This window comes from Streptomyces sp. NPDC041129 (assembly GCF_055592265.1).
Map to the genome: position 1 here is coordinate 160,546 of NZ_JBVIYV010000003.1, position 14,640 is coordinate 175,185.

Below are 14,640 nucleotides of genomic sequence, written 5' to 3' on the forward strand. Positions count from 1 at the left end.
ATGGCCATTTCCATCTCTGTGGTGCTGCTGCTCCTGATCCTGGCGGTGGTGTTCATCCGCAACGGCGCGCTGAAGATGTCGCACGCCCTGGTCTGCATGCTGCTCGGGTTCTACCTGGCCAGCACCAGCATGGCGCCCACCATCCACAGCGGGCTCACCGCGACGGCCGACCTGGTGAGCAGCCTGCGGCCGTGAGGCCCCGGGTCAGCCGGAGAAGACTCCGATGCCGTTCGGCACCGGGCGTTCGGCGCCGCCGCTCGGGTGGTTGCGGACCGTCACCCCGCTCGCGCCCTCGTCGCGGGTGACCATCTCGCTCGACCCGCCGCCGTCGAGGTTGAACGCGTCGGAGGCGCCCAGGTCGCGCATGGTGGCCGCCTCCTCGGCGATCGTCAGGCCGGTGCGGGAGTCGTCGGCGCCGTCCAGCGCCAGCAGCAGCATCCGCCGTCCGCCGCCCTTGAAACCCGCGACGGTGCGTACGGCGGAGGCGGTGTCGTCGAGCCCGGACAGCGGTGTGCCGTCGCGGAGCACCGGGTAGCCGCCGATCGCGAACGCGTAGGGGATCTTGGTGGTGGCCGCCACCAGGCCGTGGGTGACGGTCACCGCGTCGCCCACGGCCAGCTCCCGCAGCTCCCGGGCTCCCTGCTCGCGGCCCACCAGCACGGTGGTGTCCGAGGGGATCGAACCGCTGCCCGGAGTGCCGGCGGCGCCGACCACCCGGCCGCCGCGCACCTTCACCTCGTAGGTGTCCGTACTGCAGGCCGCCGCCCGGTCGGTGTCCGTGCCGCAGACGGCGCGCACCCGGGAGGCGCCGCCCCACCGGGCGGTGAACGCGCCCACGGAGTTCTGCGGCAGCGCGTACTGGTTGAGGCCGCCCAGCGGGAGCCTCCCCTCAGGTGTGGTCACGGAGCCGGTGAGGGAGAGGCGGTCCAGGCGGGCCCGCCGGTCGGTGCCCACCCCGAGCACCTCCCGCGTCGTGGTCCCGGGCGGCAGGGCCGGCCCGAACCGCTGGCCGTTCGGCACCGCCGCCTTGAGCACCCGGCCGCCCGCCACCGCCGGCCCCACGGTCGCGCCGGTGGCCTCGACGCCCGGATGCTGGGTCTCGGTGATGTCGAAGAAGTCGCCGTTGACACCCGCGACCGCGCCGGCCGTGTCGGCCAGCCGGGACACGGTCGCCCGGGCGGCCACCTCGCCGGGATACAGCAGGTCCATCCGGACGTGAGGGTTGGCCAGGTCCACGGTGAGCAGATGGGCGTGGGTCCGCCCGCCCGCCGCCGCGATGTCGAACTCCCGGTACGTGACCCCCGGAGCGATCCGCTTGCCGGGTCTTTCGGCCGGTACGGCACTGGCCGGCGCCGCCCCCGTCAGGGCCACGCCGGCCAGTACGCCGAACACCGTGAGTGCCGTGAGAAACGATCTGCCTGCCGCCGGTTGCCGCCTGTTCCGCGTCATCGAGCCCCCTGATGCCTCGTCAACTGTCGTCAGCGCTCAGGGGAAGTGCACCAGACGACGGTGACGTACGGGACGGCTAGGCGTCGACTACGCGAGAACGGGTGAGAAAACGCACTCCCTCGGGTGCCTCGAGCGAGAAACCGCTCCCTCGTCCGGGTACGACGTCCACGATCAGCCGGGTGTGGCTCCAGGCCTCGTACTGGCTCCGCGACATCCAGAAGGTCACGGGCTCCTCGACGCCGTCCACCGCCAGTTCGGCCAGCAGTATGTCCGAACCGCCGGTGCGGAACTCGCCGTCCGGGTAACACATGGGTGCGCTGCCGTCGCAGCAGCCGCCGGACTGATGGAACATCAGCGGACCGTGCTCGGCCCGTAGTCGGCGCACCAGCTCCGCGGCCCGGGGGGTGAGTTCGACGCGGGGCAGTTCCTCTTGCATGGTCACCGTCCTGGAGTACCGGGAGCTGGGATCTCGTCGAGTCTCACGTGTCCTCGGCGGCGCGTCCAGCATGCGGGGGCCACGTCCGGTGACGTCGGGGGGAGTTGAGGACGTTCGCCGCCCCGGTGAGTACGCCGGCAGGAGCCTTGGACGAGTGTTCGACTTCCGTTTCCGGCGCTGTATAGGATCCGCCCTGAATTGATCATGTAACCCGAGAGGGTGCACGTGGCGAGGGGGGCGGTGTGCACGATTCCGCATGCTATTGGCATGTTCATGGCAATCATGACCTCGGGTCGAGGGCGCCGCGTCCGGACGTGGGCGCCGGTGCGCGCGGCGACCGCAGCCACGGGCACGGCGAACTCCGACCACTCGAAGGAAACCGTTGAAGCCGATAAGACAGCGGCTGTCGGTGCCGGTCGTCACCCTGGTGGCCACCGCGCTCACGCTGCCGCTCACCCTGCCCGCGCAAGCGGCCGAACCCGCACCGCCCAAGGGCGCCACCCAATGGCGGGCTCCTCACACCAAGGACGTCGACAAGCCCGCCTCGGTACCCGCCGGGGACCGGGACAAGGTGCTCGCCGAGCACTACCGGAAGTCCTCCGACCGCGCGTTCACCACCTCCGGTGACGCCACCGGCTTCCACCTGTTCGTGGCGGGCGAGAAGGACGGCTACGCGTGGAAGACCGCCGCCACGCTGAGTGAGCCGGGCTTCGACACGGACAGCTGGGTCGGCAACGCCTGCCTGACCGCCTCGGGCAGGCGCGCGGCCGTCGCCTACGCGCCCCGCACGTTCACCAACAAGCCCGAACTGATGGCCCGGGGGGCGTTCACGGCCCTCGTGGACCTCACCACGGGCAAGGTCACCAAGCTGCCCTTCACCGCGTCGCTCGCCTACTTCTCCCCGGGCTGCGGCACCGGTGAGCGCGCCGTGTTCACCCAGCTCTCCGACGACGGCGACAAGAGCCAGCGCTCCCGCCTGATCCAGGTGGACGCGGCCACCGGCAGGCAGGACACGCCGCTCACCTATCCGGGCGAGGTCACCTCGGCCGTCCCCACCCGGAACGGCATCGTCGCCGCGCACGGCAACCGGCTGGTGTTCGCGGGCTCCAAGGGCAGGCTCACCGAGATCGCCGCCACGCGGACGGTCCCGTTCCAGCTCACCGTGGACAGCGCGGGCGGTGTGACCTACATCGACCGCACGAAGACCAGCGGCACGCGGAAGACCTCCACCAGCTACGCGCTCCACCTGGACGCGGGCCGGCTCGGCCGGAAGCACGCCAGGGCCACCACGATCGCCCAGGGCAGGCTGACCGACTGGGACCTGGCCTCCTCGGCCGACGGAACCGTGTTCGTCACCGGCAAGGCGAAGACCACCGGTGCCCTGCCCGGAACGGTGAAGAACCCCGGCCACATAGCCAAGGGCGCCCTGATCTCCAGTCACGGCCACGCCGCCGTCACCACCGCATGGGCGGACGGGGAGGCCGCACCCCTGCGTGGCGACGAGGCGGCCACCGCCCGCACCGCCCGTATGACGATGCGCCTGCTGCACAGCGGCACGACGGTCACCCTGGACTCGCGCCCCGGTACGAACCGGATCGGCGGGCGGAAGGCCGCCCGGCAGGGAGCGGCCTTCTCGCCCGCGCTGCCGCGGGCCGGGAAGGCCTCCGAGGGCCCCTCCACGCAGACCGTGCGCATCCAGCCGCTGTCGGCGTCGCCCACCGGGCCCAGCGAGGACGAGACGGAGCGCACCTGCGGTGTGGCGCGCAACGACGTGCACAAGATGGCGTTCCAGCCCACCCCCCGCCAGGTGGAGTGGGCCGTGGACCAGGCCGTCGTCGGCAAGCTCGACTTCTACCGCTCGCCCAACTGGAAGGGCACCGGGATGGGCGGCTACCAGCCGCAGGGCCTGTTCCCGGCGGTGGTCCTGGAGGGTGACCCCAACGGCCGGCTCGACACCGAGGACGGCACCAACGACCGCTGGCACATCCCCGCGCAGATCCTCCTCGGGGTCACCGCCCAGGAATCCAACATGTGGCAGGCGGGCCGCTACGCCGTGCCCGGCGTGACCGCCAACAGCCTCATCGGCAACTTCTACGGCATCAAGTACTCCGCCGACGGCACCCAGAACGACCCCTGGAAGATCGACTGGTCCAAGGCCGACTGCGGCTACGGCATCACCCAGGCCACGGACGGCATGCGTCTGCCCGGTCACGACCAGCCCACCAAGTCCGTCCTCCAGCAGGAGGCCATCGCTCTCGACTACACCGCGAACATCGCGGCCGGCGCGCAGATCCTCTCCCAGAAGTGGAACGAGACGCGCAAGGCCGGACTGAAGGTCAACGACGGCCACCCGCAGTGGATCGAGAACTGGTTCTTCGCCCTGTGGGCGTACAACTCCGGCTTCTACGCCGACGCGGACTCCGCCGGGCACCAGGGGGTGGGCTGGACCAACAACCCGGCCAACCCGCTGTGGAAGGCCAACCGGCTGCCCTTCCTGGAGAGCGCGGTCGGCGGCGACGACTACAGCCACGCCGCGCACCCGCAGGACTGGCCGTACGAGGAGAAGGTGATCGGCTGGGCCGCCCGTCCCATCTCCGCCATGTTCGCCCCGGGCGACATGCAGGCCGGTTACCGCCCCGCCTGGTGGAACACCATCGGTGACCGCAGTAACGCCAAGCCGCCCGTCGACCTGTTCTGCGACTCCTCCAACAGTTGCGAGCCGTCGAAGATCGGCGACAACGACTCCAACGACCCCGGCCAGGGCGCCTGCACGCTCGACTCCGGCACCAGTGACACCAACCCGCACTGGCTGCACTGCTGGTGGAACAAGTCCGTCCAGTGGAAGAACTGCACCACCGGCGCGCAGTGCGGCAACCAGGTCCACCGCTTCAACACCAGCTACCCCGAGCAGCCCGACGCCAACTCCTACCCGCCGCGCTGCAGCAGCGGTCTGGCCTCCGACACCCTGATCGTCGACGACGTCCCCGACGGTGTCACCCCCGCCGGATCCGCCGGCCGCAGTTGCGGTGCCGTCAAGTCGGACGGGACGTTCACCCTGAGCTACAACGCGTGGAACGGCACCTACCCCGGCAAGATGGACACGCACCAGATCGGCGCCGGTTACGGCAACCACTTCTGGTTCGCCCACACCCGGCAGCCCGAGTCCGGCGACAAGGCCGACCGGATGGAGGTCACCGGCACCTGGAAGCTGGGCAAGGCGGTCCCCGGCGGCCAGGCCAGGGTGTACGCGCACATCCCCGACCACGGGGCGCAGACCGGTGAGGCCGTCTACCGCATCAAGACGCCGTTCGGCGTGAAGACCAGGACGATCTCCCAGTCCGCCAACCAGTCCAACAAGTGGGTCGACCTCGGCGCCTACCGCTTCAACGACAGCATCCCGGAAGTCAGCCTGTCGAACTTCAACAGCGGTGGCACCGGCGACAAGGACATCGCCTACGACGCCGTCGCGTTCGTGCCCGGCAACTACGACGGCATGCCGAACATCGCCTTCTCCGACCCGGACGTCAACTCGGCCCAGCCCGGGGACATCACCACCCCGCAGGACATGACCCCCGACGGGGTGGTCATCGGAGATCCGCTGGACTCCATCCAGCAGCAGTACTCCGACCCCAGGCACACCTACGTCCCGTGGTGCGCGGCCAAGCCCTTCGGCTGGGGGACCAGCCGCAAGATCTGGACCAACCGCACCGAAGGTTGCATCAAGGGCCGCTTCGGGTTCGTAAAGTCGGTCAACGGGGAGGTCACCGGCACCGCGACCTTCGAGTTCCAGGCCGAGATGAAGCTGTACCCCGACGAGACCGGCTGGAACACCGCGTTCAAGTTCCGGATCGTCGACGCGACCGGCGAGGCGATGACCGAGCCCATCTACGTCACCGTCGACGACACGTGCAGCCTGGACTGCAAGAAGAACGGCCCGCGCTCGGATTCCGGCAACCTGTGGTGGGAGTACGGCCTGGGCGACAAGCACGTGTACTCCATGTCGCAGATCTGGAACTGGGGTGAGTCCAGGCCGTCCGACCTGGCCTTCCTCAAGTGGTCGATGAGGGGCGAGATCGGCGGCGTCATGTCCGGCAACGACACGGACGTCACCAGCGGCGCCGAGGCGCAGATCCGCTGCGACTCCACCGTCCCGCAGGCCTACCCGGGCTGCGTGTTCGACCGGTACAAGCCGACCTACGTGATGAACTCGAAGAAGTTCCCCGCAGCGGCCGCCCACGCCTGGCTCGTCCAGAACAAGCTCCCCGGGCACTTCGGCAGCAAGACCCTCGGCACGCCGCTCACCTACCTCGGCAGCAACGTGATGTCGGCGAGCGATCCCACCAAGAAGCAGAGCACCGCCAACCGCGAGGTCATCTGCCCCAGCAGTTGGCCGCGCAACCCGGACGTCACCCTCTCGCCGGAGCTGAACGAGGGGGACCCGCCCAAGGACGACAGACCGTCCTGTGACGAGTTCGCCTTCGCCGCCAGCTACGACAGCGCGGGCATGGCAAACGGATACAACCCGGTCGCCTCCGGCGACGAGTGCCTGCAGACCTACGCCAAGAAGGGCAGCGACGGCATCTGGCACCTGCTGTCCGATCCCCGCTACCCGCTGCCCGAGTGGAACGAGAAGTGCGGACGCGCCACCATCTCCAACAACCAGAACACCCAGTCCATGCGGCCCTTCGGACAGTTCATCGTCCGCAACAGGCTGACGGACAAGGACCAGTACTGGCTCGACCTCGACGGGTTCACACCGTGACCGTGAACCGCTGAACAGCACTGTGGCCCGGAAGCCTTCCGCTCCCGGGCCACAGCCCTGTACAGGGGCCGGCTACCAGGCGATGAGACCCTCGCGCACCGTCGGCAGGTGCGGGGCCCGGCGGCCCATCACCGTGAACGGGCGGACCCCCTCCAGCGCGTCCGCCACCGTGCCCAGGTAGTCGGCCAGCGACGGAAAGGCCGGCTCGGGGAAGCTCTCCTCCTCGTACCTGCACAGGGGTGCCGGGTCCTGCCCGCCGGACACGTCGAGGAACAGCCCGGAGTGCGCGTCCTTCTGCCGGAAGGCCGGAATCCAGCCTTCCTTCCAGTACTCGTAGCGGGAACCCGGCTCCCGCATGGATTCGCTGGCCTGCCTGTTGCCCGTGTACAGCGAGCAGATGAGCCCGACGTCGTTGAACACCAGGCCGGAAGGGAACGGGGCGTCGCCGCCCGGAACGTCGTGGAAGGTGCGGGCGGCCGGGGCCCGGTGCTCGGCCGTGCTGCCGTTGTTCACCATCAGGACCTGCCGCAGGTCGGCCGGCAGGCCCACCCCCATCCGCGACTCGGCCCGCACGATCTCCTCCTCCGTCGCCGGAGGGTTCAGGGCGTCGGCGTGCGCAGGGGCGTTCACGGAGATCCAGCGGGCGATACGGGACCACGCCTCGACTGCGCTGCTCAATGCGGCCTCTTTCCTCACGGGAGCGCTTCGTGCCTCGGAGCTGAGTGAATGATCGCACGAATGCCCCGAGGCGCCTCAGGTCCCGCTCTGGCCCAGCGGCGTTCCCAGTGCCACGTTCCAGCGCCCCGCCCGGCCGCTGAACTCGGTGGCGGTCAGGGGCGGTACGTCCATCCGCCAGAAGGCGGCCTCCGGAGCGCCGAGCACCCGCACGGTCACGGCCCGCACGACCTCCGGCTCGACCACCGCCACCGTCCGGCCGGCGGACCGGGCGGCCTTCTCCAGCCAGCCCCCGACCCGGGCGCACAGAAGGCGCACCGACTCTCCGCCGTGCGGGCTCGCCGCGGGGTCGGCCAGCCACCGGGCCAGCGCCTCCGGCTCCCCTACGCCCACCTCCTCGAGCGTCCGGCCCCGCCAGCGGCCCATGTCGAGCCCGGCCAGGGCGGGTTCGGCACATGCGTCGAGACCCAGCGCGGCCGCCGTCTCCCGGCAGCGCACCGTGGGGGAGACCAGGGCCGTGGCGGCGGGCCGCAGTTCGCCCGCGGCCGACCGGGCACGCGCGGCTCCGGCAGCCTCGAGTGAGCACCCGTCGTCGAAGCGGGCCTCCCGCACGGCCGGGTTCATCGCCGGTGAGATCAACATCACTCGGGTCGTCATGAGGTCGCCTGCATGGTCAACAGCCCTTTCGGCGCAGGGGTTTCACAGCGTACGGCGGCTGTGGGGCGCACCGCCCCGCACCCGTGCGCCCTTGGCCGCACCCGCGCTTCGCGGTACCTTCTCGGCGATATCGACGACGGAATGCGGAAGCCGGTGGGAATCCGGCACGGTCGCGCCACTGTAAGCCCCGTTCACACCACTCCTGGTGCGGGCCGGGCAAGTCAGACCCGCCCGTCGTCCCGTGCACCACCGAGCAGGGACGCGAGTTCCCCAGGAGGTCCTGCCATGGCGCAGTCCGCCGTACAGCCCACCACCAACCCCACCGCCATCCCCGCCAAACTGCCGATCGGCGCCATCGCCCCGTGGGCGGTCTTCTTCGGCGTCCTGATGCTGGTCCTGCTCTACTTCGTCGGCGCCGAACAGGGCGCGACCTCCGTGATGTCCGGCGAGAACGTGCACGAGTGGGTGCACGACGCCCGTCATCTGCTCGGCTTCCCCTGCCACTGACCGGGGCGAGGAAACGTACGAGCTCATGAACTCGGCAACGGTCCGTAACCTGTTGGTGCGTGGCATGCTCGCGGGACTCGCCGCGGGCCTGCTCGCCCTCGTCGTCGCCTACTTCCTCGGTGAGCCGCGTGTCGACTCGGCCATCGCCTACGAAGAGGCGCACTCCCACGAACACGGCATGGAGGCGGTCTCCCGCACGATTCAGTCGACCGCCGGCCTGTCCACCGGCGTGCTCGTCTACGGCATCGCGTTCGGCGGCATCGCCGCCCTCGCCTACTGCTTCGCGCTGGGCCGCGTCGGCCGCTTCGGGCCGCGTGCGAGCGCGCTGCTCCTGGCGGTGGCCGGCCTCGTCGCCGTCTACGTCGTGCCGTTCCTGAAGTACCCGGCCAACCCGCCGTCCGTCGGCGACCCCGACACGATCGGCAAGCGCACGGCGCTGTACTTCCTGATGATGGTCCTGAGCGTGCTGCTGGCGGTCGCCACGGTGATCCTCGGCAAGCGGCTCGCCCCCCGTCTGGGCAACTGGAACGCGACGGTGGCCGCGGGCGCGTTCTTCCTCCTGATCGCAGGGCTCGCCTACGCGTTCCTGCCGGCCGTCGACGAGGTCCCCAAGGACTTCTCCCCGAGTCTGCTGTGGCAGTTCCGTCTGGCGGCGCTGGCCGTCCAGGCGACGCTGTGGACGGCGTTCGGGCTGGTCTTCGGGGTCCTCGCGGAACGCGTGCTCACCGCGGAGCGCCGGGCAGGCGAGCGGCAGGCGGCCGGGCTGCGCGCCCCGGCCGCGCACCACTGAGGCAAGCGGCGCTACGGCGCGAGGCACCGGCCCGCCCGCGGGCCGGTGCCTCGCGCGTTCGCGGGCCGGTGCGTCGCGTGTTCGCCGCGGACCCGCGGCCGTCGTCAGAAGCGGTCCGCGGGGCCCGGTTCAGAAGGCGTACCGGATGCGCAGCCAGGGAGCGTGCGCCGCGACCAGCCCGCGCAGGTCGTCCACGGCCCTGGCTTTGACCAGGTGGTCGTAGCGCACGTTCAGCGCCCCGTTCTCGGAGCGTTTGCCCTGCTGGATGCCGGGCCGCCAGAGCACGTCCTCGGCACGCGGATGCCAGCCGAGGTTGACCTCGTGCAGTTCCCGGTTGTGGGTCAGCATGATCACCTCGGCGGCCGCCTGCCGTTTGACCCGGTCCGGGAGCACGTCGTCGAGCTGCCGGAGCAGCTCGGTCCACGCCTCCTGCCACCCGGGGCGCAGCACCACGGGGGAGAGGTTGAAGTGCACCTCGTACCCCGCGTCCAGGAAGTCGGCCGCGGCGGCGACGCGCTCGGCCACCGGTGACGTCCGGATGTCCAGCAGCCGGGAGTCCTCGCCGGGCATGACCGAGAACCGGACGCGGGTGCGGCCCCGCGGATCCAGCGCCAGCAGATCCGGGTTCACGAACTTGGTGGCGAAGGACGCCTTGGCGGTGGGCCACTGCCGGAAGGCGTGCACGAGGTCGGCGGTGTTGTCGCAGATCAGCGCGTCCACCGAGCAGTCGCCGTTCTCGCCGATGTCGTAGACCCACGCCTGGTCGTCGCACTGGTTGGGTTCCCGCTTGGGCCCCTCTCGCGCGATGTGGTGCCCCAGGTGGGCGATGATCCGCTCGATGTTGGTGAAGACGGTGACGGGGTTGGCGTACCCCTTGCGGCGCGGCACGTAGCAGTACACGCAGGCCATCGCGCAGCCGTTGGACGGACCGGGAGCGATCCAGTCGGCGGACCGGCCGTTGGGCCGCGTGGTGAGCGTCTTGCGTTCGCCCAGCACCAGCGTCTCGCCCTTCACCCGCACCCAGCGCCCGACGTTCCCCTCGTTGCCGTGCAGCTCGGGAATGCGCCAGTGGGAGTCCACCTCGACGACTCGCGCGGCCGGATGGCGGGCGAGGATCTGGCGGCCGCGGGGCGAGGCGGCGGCAGCGGGCTCGCAGTAGATCGTCCGCACGGGCAGCAGCCGCCGGGCGGCGTCGGAGTCGCGGAACGGCGGACCGGTGGGCGGCGTCCGTTCCGGCTCGTCGCCGGGAGGCGCGACGCCGGGCAGGGCGTCGAGCCCGAACAGCGCGCCGTCGTCCGGCTCGGTGGAGAAATCCCTCATGTGCGGTTCGCTGGGTTTCCTCGCCGACGTCGCATACGCGCCACTGTACGCAGTCGCGACAGGAGGGAACGAAGGCCGTCAGCGGTTGAGCCGGACGATGGAGGCGTTCAGGGCGGCCGCGAAGGCGCACCAGGCGGCGTAGGGCATCAGGGCCCCGGCCGCGGTCCGGTCGGTGCGGGCGACCTGCCTGATGAGCTGCGCGTTGCCGAGGCTCAGCAGCACATTGCCGGCGAGCGCCGCCTTCGGAGCGCGGTGGGCGAAGAACAGTCGGCTCCACGCCGCGTTCAGCGCCAGGTTCGCGGCAAGGTCGCGCATGATCGCGGCCCGCCGGCGCGGATCCGGGGCGCGCCCGGGCGCGTGCCCCGCCGCGTAGGCGATCGACGCGTACAGCGGGGTCCACACCACGCCGAACGCCCAGGCCGGTGGCTGCCAGGACGGTTTGCGCAGCGAGGCGTACCAAATGCTGTCCGGATCGGTCGCGGTGGCGCCCACGGCGGCGGTGACGGCCACCGCCGCCGTGGCCGCGCCGTACCGCGGCCAGGGGCCGGGCCGTCGGGTGCTTCCGCGTTCGCTAATCATGTCCTCACGTCTTCCCGGGCGCCGTCCGAAGCCACCGGTCAGTCGCGGCGGCGCAGCAGTTCCGTCAGGATGTCGTTCCAGGGCAGGTGGGAGCTCTCCGTGCCCGCGGGTACGGCCTCGAACGTCTCGGTCAGCCAGCCCTCGAACGGGTCGGCCGGTATGTACAGCACGGCTGCCCCGCCCGGGCCGCGCAGCAGGATCCGCACCGTGGTGGATCCGTGGCAGCGGCAGGGCGGCCAGACGCGAACGGAGCCCTCGCCGGACGGAACACGCAGGCCGGCGTCGAGCAGGTCGCGTGAGAACAGCCAGGGCGCGATGGTCTCGGGGCCGTCGCGGAAGTCCATGCGCACGGCGAACGGATCGGCCGGGTCGTAGCTGAAGCGGACCTCGACCTGGAGGGCTTCCGCTTCGCTGAGGACCAGGCCGATGTCCAGGTCGGTGTGGAGACGCCTGGTCCGGTGGGGGTCGGCGGAGTTCATGACGCCTCCCGGATGAGCTGGATCGTGGGGTCCGCCCTGCGCGGAGCCCCGCACTCCACACTTCCGGGCGGGGGCCGGAGGCGGATGCGGGCGGGCGGCGGGCACCGCGGGGCGCAGGGGGGTTCCCGGAACCACCGGGGTGCAACCGTTCCGCACCGGCCGCCGGAAGAGACACCGACGTGGGTGGGAGGGCGGTCCGAGCCCGCTCCGCCTCCGGGGGGCCTGGCACGCATCGGAAAGGATGTGTCTCGAGGCTTCGCGACGAATGGCCGGTGGACCACAGGCTGGCGAAGGTCTACCGGTACGGCGCCGGCCTCTGCGGCGGCGTCCTGCTGCTGTTCGGCTGTCTCGGCTTCGCCGACGAACTCAGCCCCTTCGGCACGGCGCCGGGAGCGGGCCCGCGCCGCCCTGGCCCCGGCGGGGGACGCCCCGTCCCGGTTCCCGGCCACCCGCTTCTCAAGGCTGAACCCGTGTGCCGGCACGACGGCGTTCCCGGCACGAAAGTCTCCCGGCAGTCCTTCCGGCACGACAGCCTCCCCGTACGACAGGGGCGGCACCGCCACTCGCGGTGCCGCCCCGCACGACGGGAGGCCTGCCCCGACGGCTCACCCCCGCCCCGCCCCCGTCCCTCTCACCCACCGCCCCCCGCCCGAGCCGTCGCCCAGCGCAGGGCGGCGAGTCGGCCCTGGCCGGGCACGGTCCACAACGCGTGCCCGCGCAGGCCCCAGCGCCGCAGCAGCGTGTTGGCGGCGAGGAAGCCGCTGGTGGCGGCCCGTTCCATCAGGGCCACCGGCAGGCCGGTGCGTACCGTGTCGCCCGCGACGACCAGGCCCGGCGTGGGAGTGGTGACCGTGGGCCGGTCCGGGTAGCCGCCCACCGGGAACAGCGGGCAGTCGGCCCGCCACTCGTGCCGGGCGTCCACCACCCGCGCCCGGGCCGTCTCCGGGTAGAGACGGTGCAGTTCGCCGAGCAACTCCTTCTGCGTGGTCTCCCGGCCGGCGCCCTCGGGCACGGCGTAGGCGTGCAGTTCGACGACCGAGCCGCCGGTGCGGGCCGCCCACCGGGCCGCCTCGCCCTCCCAGCCGCTGAGCACACTGACGTTGTCCAGGGCCCCGAAGCCGCTGGTGCCGAGAAAGCCGGGCCGGTCCGCGCGCACGGGCCGGTCCAGCCACAGGCGGGACACCAGGAAGGGCGGGGCGGTGCGCAGCCGCGCCACGCGCTCGCGCCACCCGGCGTCCCCGAGATCGCGGCAGCGGCCCACCAGGGAGCGCAGGCCCGCCGGATCCAGGGCGAGCACCACGGCGTCGTACGGCTCCTCGCCGCTCGTGGCGGTCACGGCGAACCCGCCCGACGGCAGGACGGAGACGCCCTCCACCGCGGTGCTCGTGCGCACGTGCGCGCGGATCCGCTCCAGACGTGCGGCGATCGGGTCCCACAGAGCCTGCGGGAACGGTTCCCTGGGCACGTCGAACAGCAGGCCCTCGGCCGAGCCGAGGAAGTAGACGTGGAACATCAGCGCCATCTCCGCCGCCGACAGCTTCCGGGGATCGGCGAAGAAGCTGCGGGAGAACACCTCGAAGGCCAGGTGCCGCGCCGCCGGCGGGAACCGGATGCTCTCCAGGAAGTCGTACGCGCTCACCTCGTCGAGCCGTTCGTACACCTCGGGCACCCGCACGTCGAGCAGCGGCAGGGCCGCGCGCGGGCGCATCCGGGCCAGGTCGCGCACGGAGAACGACTCGCTCAGCGCCACGAATCCGAGCGCGCTCAGCGGCGGGGTGCGCGGCACGTGCCGGAAGCTGTCCTGCCGGCCGCTTCCGTGCCGCAGCGGGTAGTCGGGCAGACCGGTCAGGCGGTCCAGGGCCGGATCGGTCCGGCGCAGCAGCGCGCGCAGGTTGTAGTACTGCCGGAAGAACGCGTGGAAGCCACGGCTCATCGTCACCGTCGTACCGTCGGCCAGTCGCGTGGACCATCCGGCCAGCCTGCCGCCGAGCTGCGCGTCACGCTCGTACACGGTGACCCGCACCCCGCGCTCGGCCAGCGCGGTGGCCGCCGTCAGCCCGGCGATGCCGCCGCCCACGACCGCCACCCGCGGCGCGGTGGACTCCCCGGCACGACCGGCGCCGGGCGGTGCGGGCAGCAGCCGGGCCAGCCGGTCCCGGCCGGGGCGGGGCGTGCGGACACCGGACGCGGAAGGACGGCGCGGTACGGTCATCGGCCCGCCTCCCCGCCGTCGGCGAACGGGCGGCGGGCGACGACGGTGTGGGTGATGCCGGTCTGCCAGCCGGGCAGCGGCAGCACCCGCACCCGTTCGAACCCCGCCCGCTGCACCCGCCGCGCGAGCTGCCCGGCGGTGTCGAAGCAGACGACACTGCGCCACAGATGCCGGTAGAGCGGTCCGTCGCCGAGCAGCGTGGCGACCGGCAGGACGACCCCGCCGCACACCGCGTTCCACACCGCCCGGTGCGCCGCCCGACCGCTCAGCGCGTACTCGTGCACCGCCAGTCGGCCGCCCGGCGCCAGCAGCCGGTACGCCTCGGCGAGCACCGTGTCCGGGTCGGCGGTGTTGCGCAGCAGGTAGGCGGCGAAGACCGCGTCGAACGGGCCGCGCACCCCGGCCGCCGCGAGCCGCTCCACCGGCGCCTGCACGAAGCGCACCGGCCTCGGCCAGGGGCGCCGGGCCGCCCGCCGCAGCATCCCGGCCGACGCGTCGACGGCGGTGATGTCCGCGCCGGGCAGCGCGGCGGCCAGAGCCGCGGTCGAGGCGCCGGTACCGCAGCCGAGGTCCAGCACCCTCGGGCCCGGACCGGCGCCGGAAAGGCCGAGACGCCGGGCGGAGCGGCGCAGGTGGGCGTGGTAACCGGGATTCGCCGCCACGAGCGTGTCGTAGCTCCGGGCGGCGTGGTCGAACGCGGTCGCCAGCTCGGCGTCGCGCAGCACGGGCATGCCATCTCCGTGAGAGTCGTCGGGTACGGGGTCGTCGGATACG

Annotated in this window: 13 protein-coding genes, 1 pseudogene and 1 riboswitch; of the genes and pseudogenes, 5 read left to right on the forward strand and 9 right to left on the reverse strand. The window is 72.0% G+C overall.

The annotated features are described in order from the left end of the window. Complete coding sequence (locus ACZ6B1_RS13535; RefSeq protein ID WP_199209621.1) at positions 1 to 195, forward strand: hypothetical protein; 195 nt, start codon at positions 1 to 3, stop codon at positions 193 to 195. A gap of 9 nt (positions 196 to 204) precedes the next feature. On the opposite strand, the gene ACZ6B1_RS13540 is transcribed toward ACZ6B1_RS13535, so the two are convergent. Both ACZ6B1_RS13540 and ACZ6B1_RS13545 read right to left on the reverse strand, forming a co-directional pair. Further along, a complete protein-coding gene (locus ACZ6B1_RS13540) occupies positions 205 to 1,449 on the reverse strand; it encodes a phosphodiester glycosidase family protein (RefSeq protein WP_468777812.1) in 1,245 nt (414 codons plus the stop codon). A gap of 76 nt (positions 1,450 to 1,525) precedes the next feature. Continuing rightward, positions 1,526 to 1,885, reverse strand: a complete 360-nt coding sequence (locus ACZ6B1_RS13545; protein ID WP_468778553.1) for a DUF779 domain-containing protein — start codon at positions 1,883 to 1,885, stop codon at positions 1,526 to 1,528. A gap of 382 nt (positions 1,886 to 2,267) precedes the next feature. Between ACZ6B1_RS13545 and ACZ6B1_RS13550 the strand changes: the two genes are divergently transcribed. After that, positions 2,268 to 6,647, forward strand: coding sequence for an SMP-30/gluconolactonase/LRE family protein (locus ACZ6B1_RS13550; RefSeq protein WP_468777814.1), 4,380 nt, complete (start codon positions 2,268 to 2,270; stop codon positions 6,645 to 6,647). A 72-nt stretch (positions 6,648 to 6,719) separates the two neighbouring features. Here ACZ6B1_RS13550 and ACZ6B1_RS13555 read toward each other — a convergent pair whose 3' ends face one another. Further along, entirely contained in the window at positions 6,720 to 7,325 is a 606-nt protein-coding gene (locus tag ACZ6B1_RS13555; protein ID WP_468777816.1) for an SMI1/KNR4 family protein, read from the reverse strand. Positions 7,326 to 7,400: 75 nt separating this feature from the next. Beyond that, complete coding sequence (locus ACZ6B1_RS13560; protein WP_468777818.1) at positions 7,401 to 7,979, reverse strand: histidine phosphatase family protein; 579 nt, start codon at positions 7,977 to 7,979, stop codon at positions 7,401 to 7,403. A gap of 94 nt (positions 7,980 to 8,073) precedes the next feature. Then, positions 8,074 to 8,228, forward strand: a riboswitch (cobalamin riboswitch). 36 nt (positions 8,229 to 8,264) lie between these two features. Here ACZ6B1_RS13560 and ACZ6B1_RS13565 point away from each other — a divergent pair. Beyond that, entirely contained in the window at positions 8,265 to 8,486 is a 222-nt protein-coding gene (locus ACZ6B1_RS13565; RefSeq protein WP_468777820.1) for a CbtB domain-containing protein, read from the forward strand. Positions 8,487 to 8,511: 25 nt separating this feature from the next. Next, the gene (locus tag ACZ6B1_RS13570; RefSeq protein WP_468777822.1) at positions 8,512 to 9,276 is read left to right on the forward strand and encodes a CbtA family protein; all 765 of its coding nucleotides are present in this window, start codon (positions 8,512 to 8,514) and stop codon (positions 9,274 to 9,276) included. A gap of 129 nt (positions 9,277 to 9,405) precedes the next feature. On the opposite strand, the gene ACZ6B1_RS13575 is transcribed toward ACZ6B1_RS13570, so the two are convergent. The 3 genes from ACZ6B1_RS13575 to ACZ6B1_RS13585 form a co-directional block, all read right to left on the reverse strand. Beyond that, the gene (locus tag ACZ6B1_RS13575; RefSeq protein ID WP_468777824.1) at positions 9,406 to 10,596 is read right to left on the reverse strand and encodes a spore photoproduct lyase family protein; all 1,191 of its coding nucleotides are present in this window, start codon (positions 10,594 to 10,596) and stop codon (positions 9,406 to 9,408) included. 78 nt (positions 10,597 to 10,674) lie between these two features. Then, complete coding sequence (locus ACZ6B1_RS13580) at positions 10,675 to 11,175, reverse strand: TspO/MBR family protein (protein ID WP_468777826.1); 501 nt, start codon at positions 11,173 to 11,175, stop codon at positions 10,675 to 10,677. Positions 11,176 to 11,213: 38 nt separating this feature from the next. Continuing rightward, positions 11,214 to 11,654: an SsgA family sporulation/cell division regulator gene (locus ACZ6B1_RS13585; RefSeq protein ID WP_468777828.1), complete on the reverse strand. Its 441-nt coding sequence runs from the start codon at positions 11,652 to 11,654 to the stop codon at positions 11,214 to 11,216. Positions 11,655 to 11,926: 272 nt separating this feature from the next. On the opposite strand from ACZ6B1_RS13585, the pseudogene ACZ6B1_RS13590 reads away from it, so the two are divergent. Continuing rightward, positions 11,927 to 12,040 (forward strand): annotated as a pseudogene (locus ACZ6B1_RS13590) (DUF4383 domain-containing protein); the annotation flags it as partial. A gap of 245 nt (positions 12,041 to 12,285) precedes the next feature. Here the strand turns inward: ACZ6B1_RS13590 and ACZ6B1_RS13595 are convergent. Both ACZ6B1_RS13595 and ACZ6B1_RS13600 read right to left on the reverse strand, forming a co-directional pair. Next, a complete protein-coding gene (locus ACZ6B1_RS13595) occupies positions 12,286 to 13,866 on the reverse strand; it encodes an FAD-dependent oxidoreductase (protein ID WP_468777830.1) in 1,581 nt (526 codons plus the stop codon). After that, positions 13,863 to 14,597: a methyltransferase domain-containing protein gene (locus ACZ6B1_RS13600; protein WP_468777832.1), complete on the reverse strand. Its 735-nt coding sequence runs from the start codon at positions 14,595 to 14,597 to the stop codon at positions 13,863 to 13,865. Before ACZ6B1_RS13600 ends, ACZ6B1_RS13595 begins: the two co-directional genes overlap by 4 nt. Positions 14,598 to 14,640: the final 43 nt, after the last annotated feature.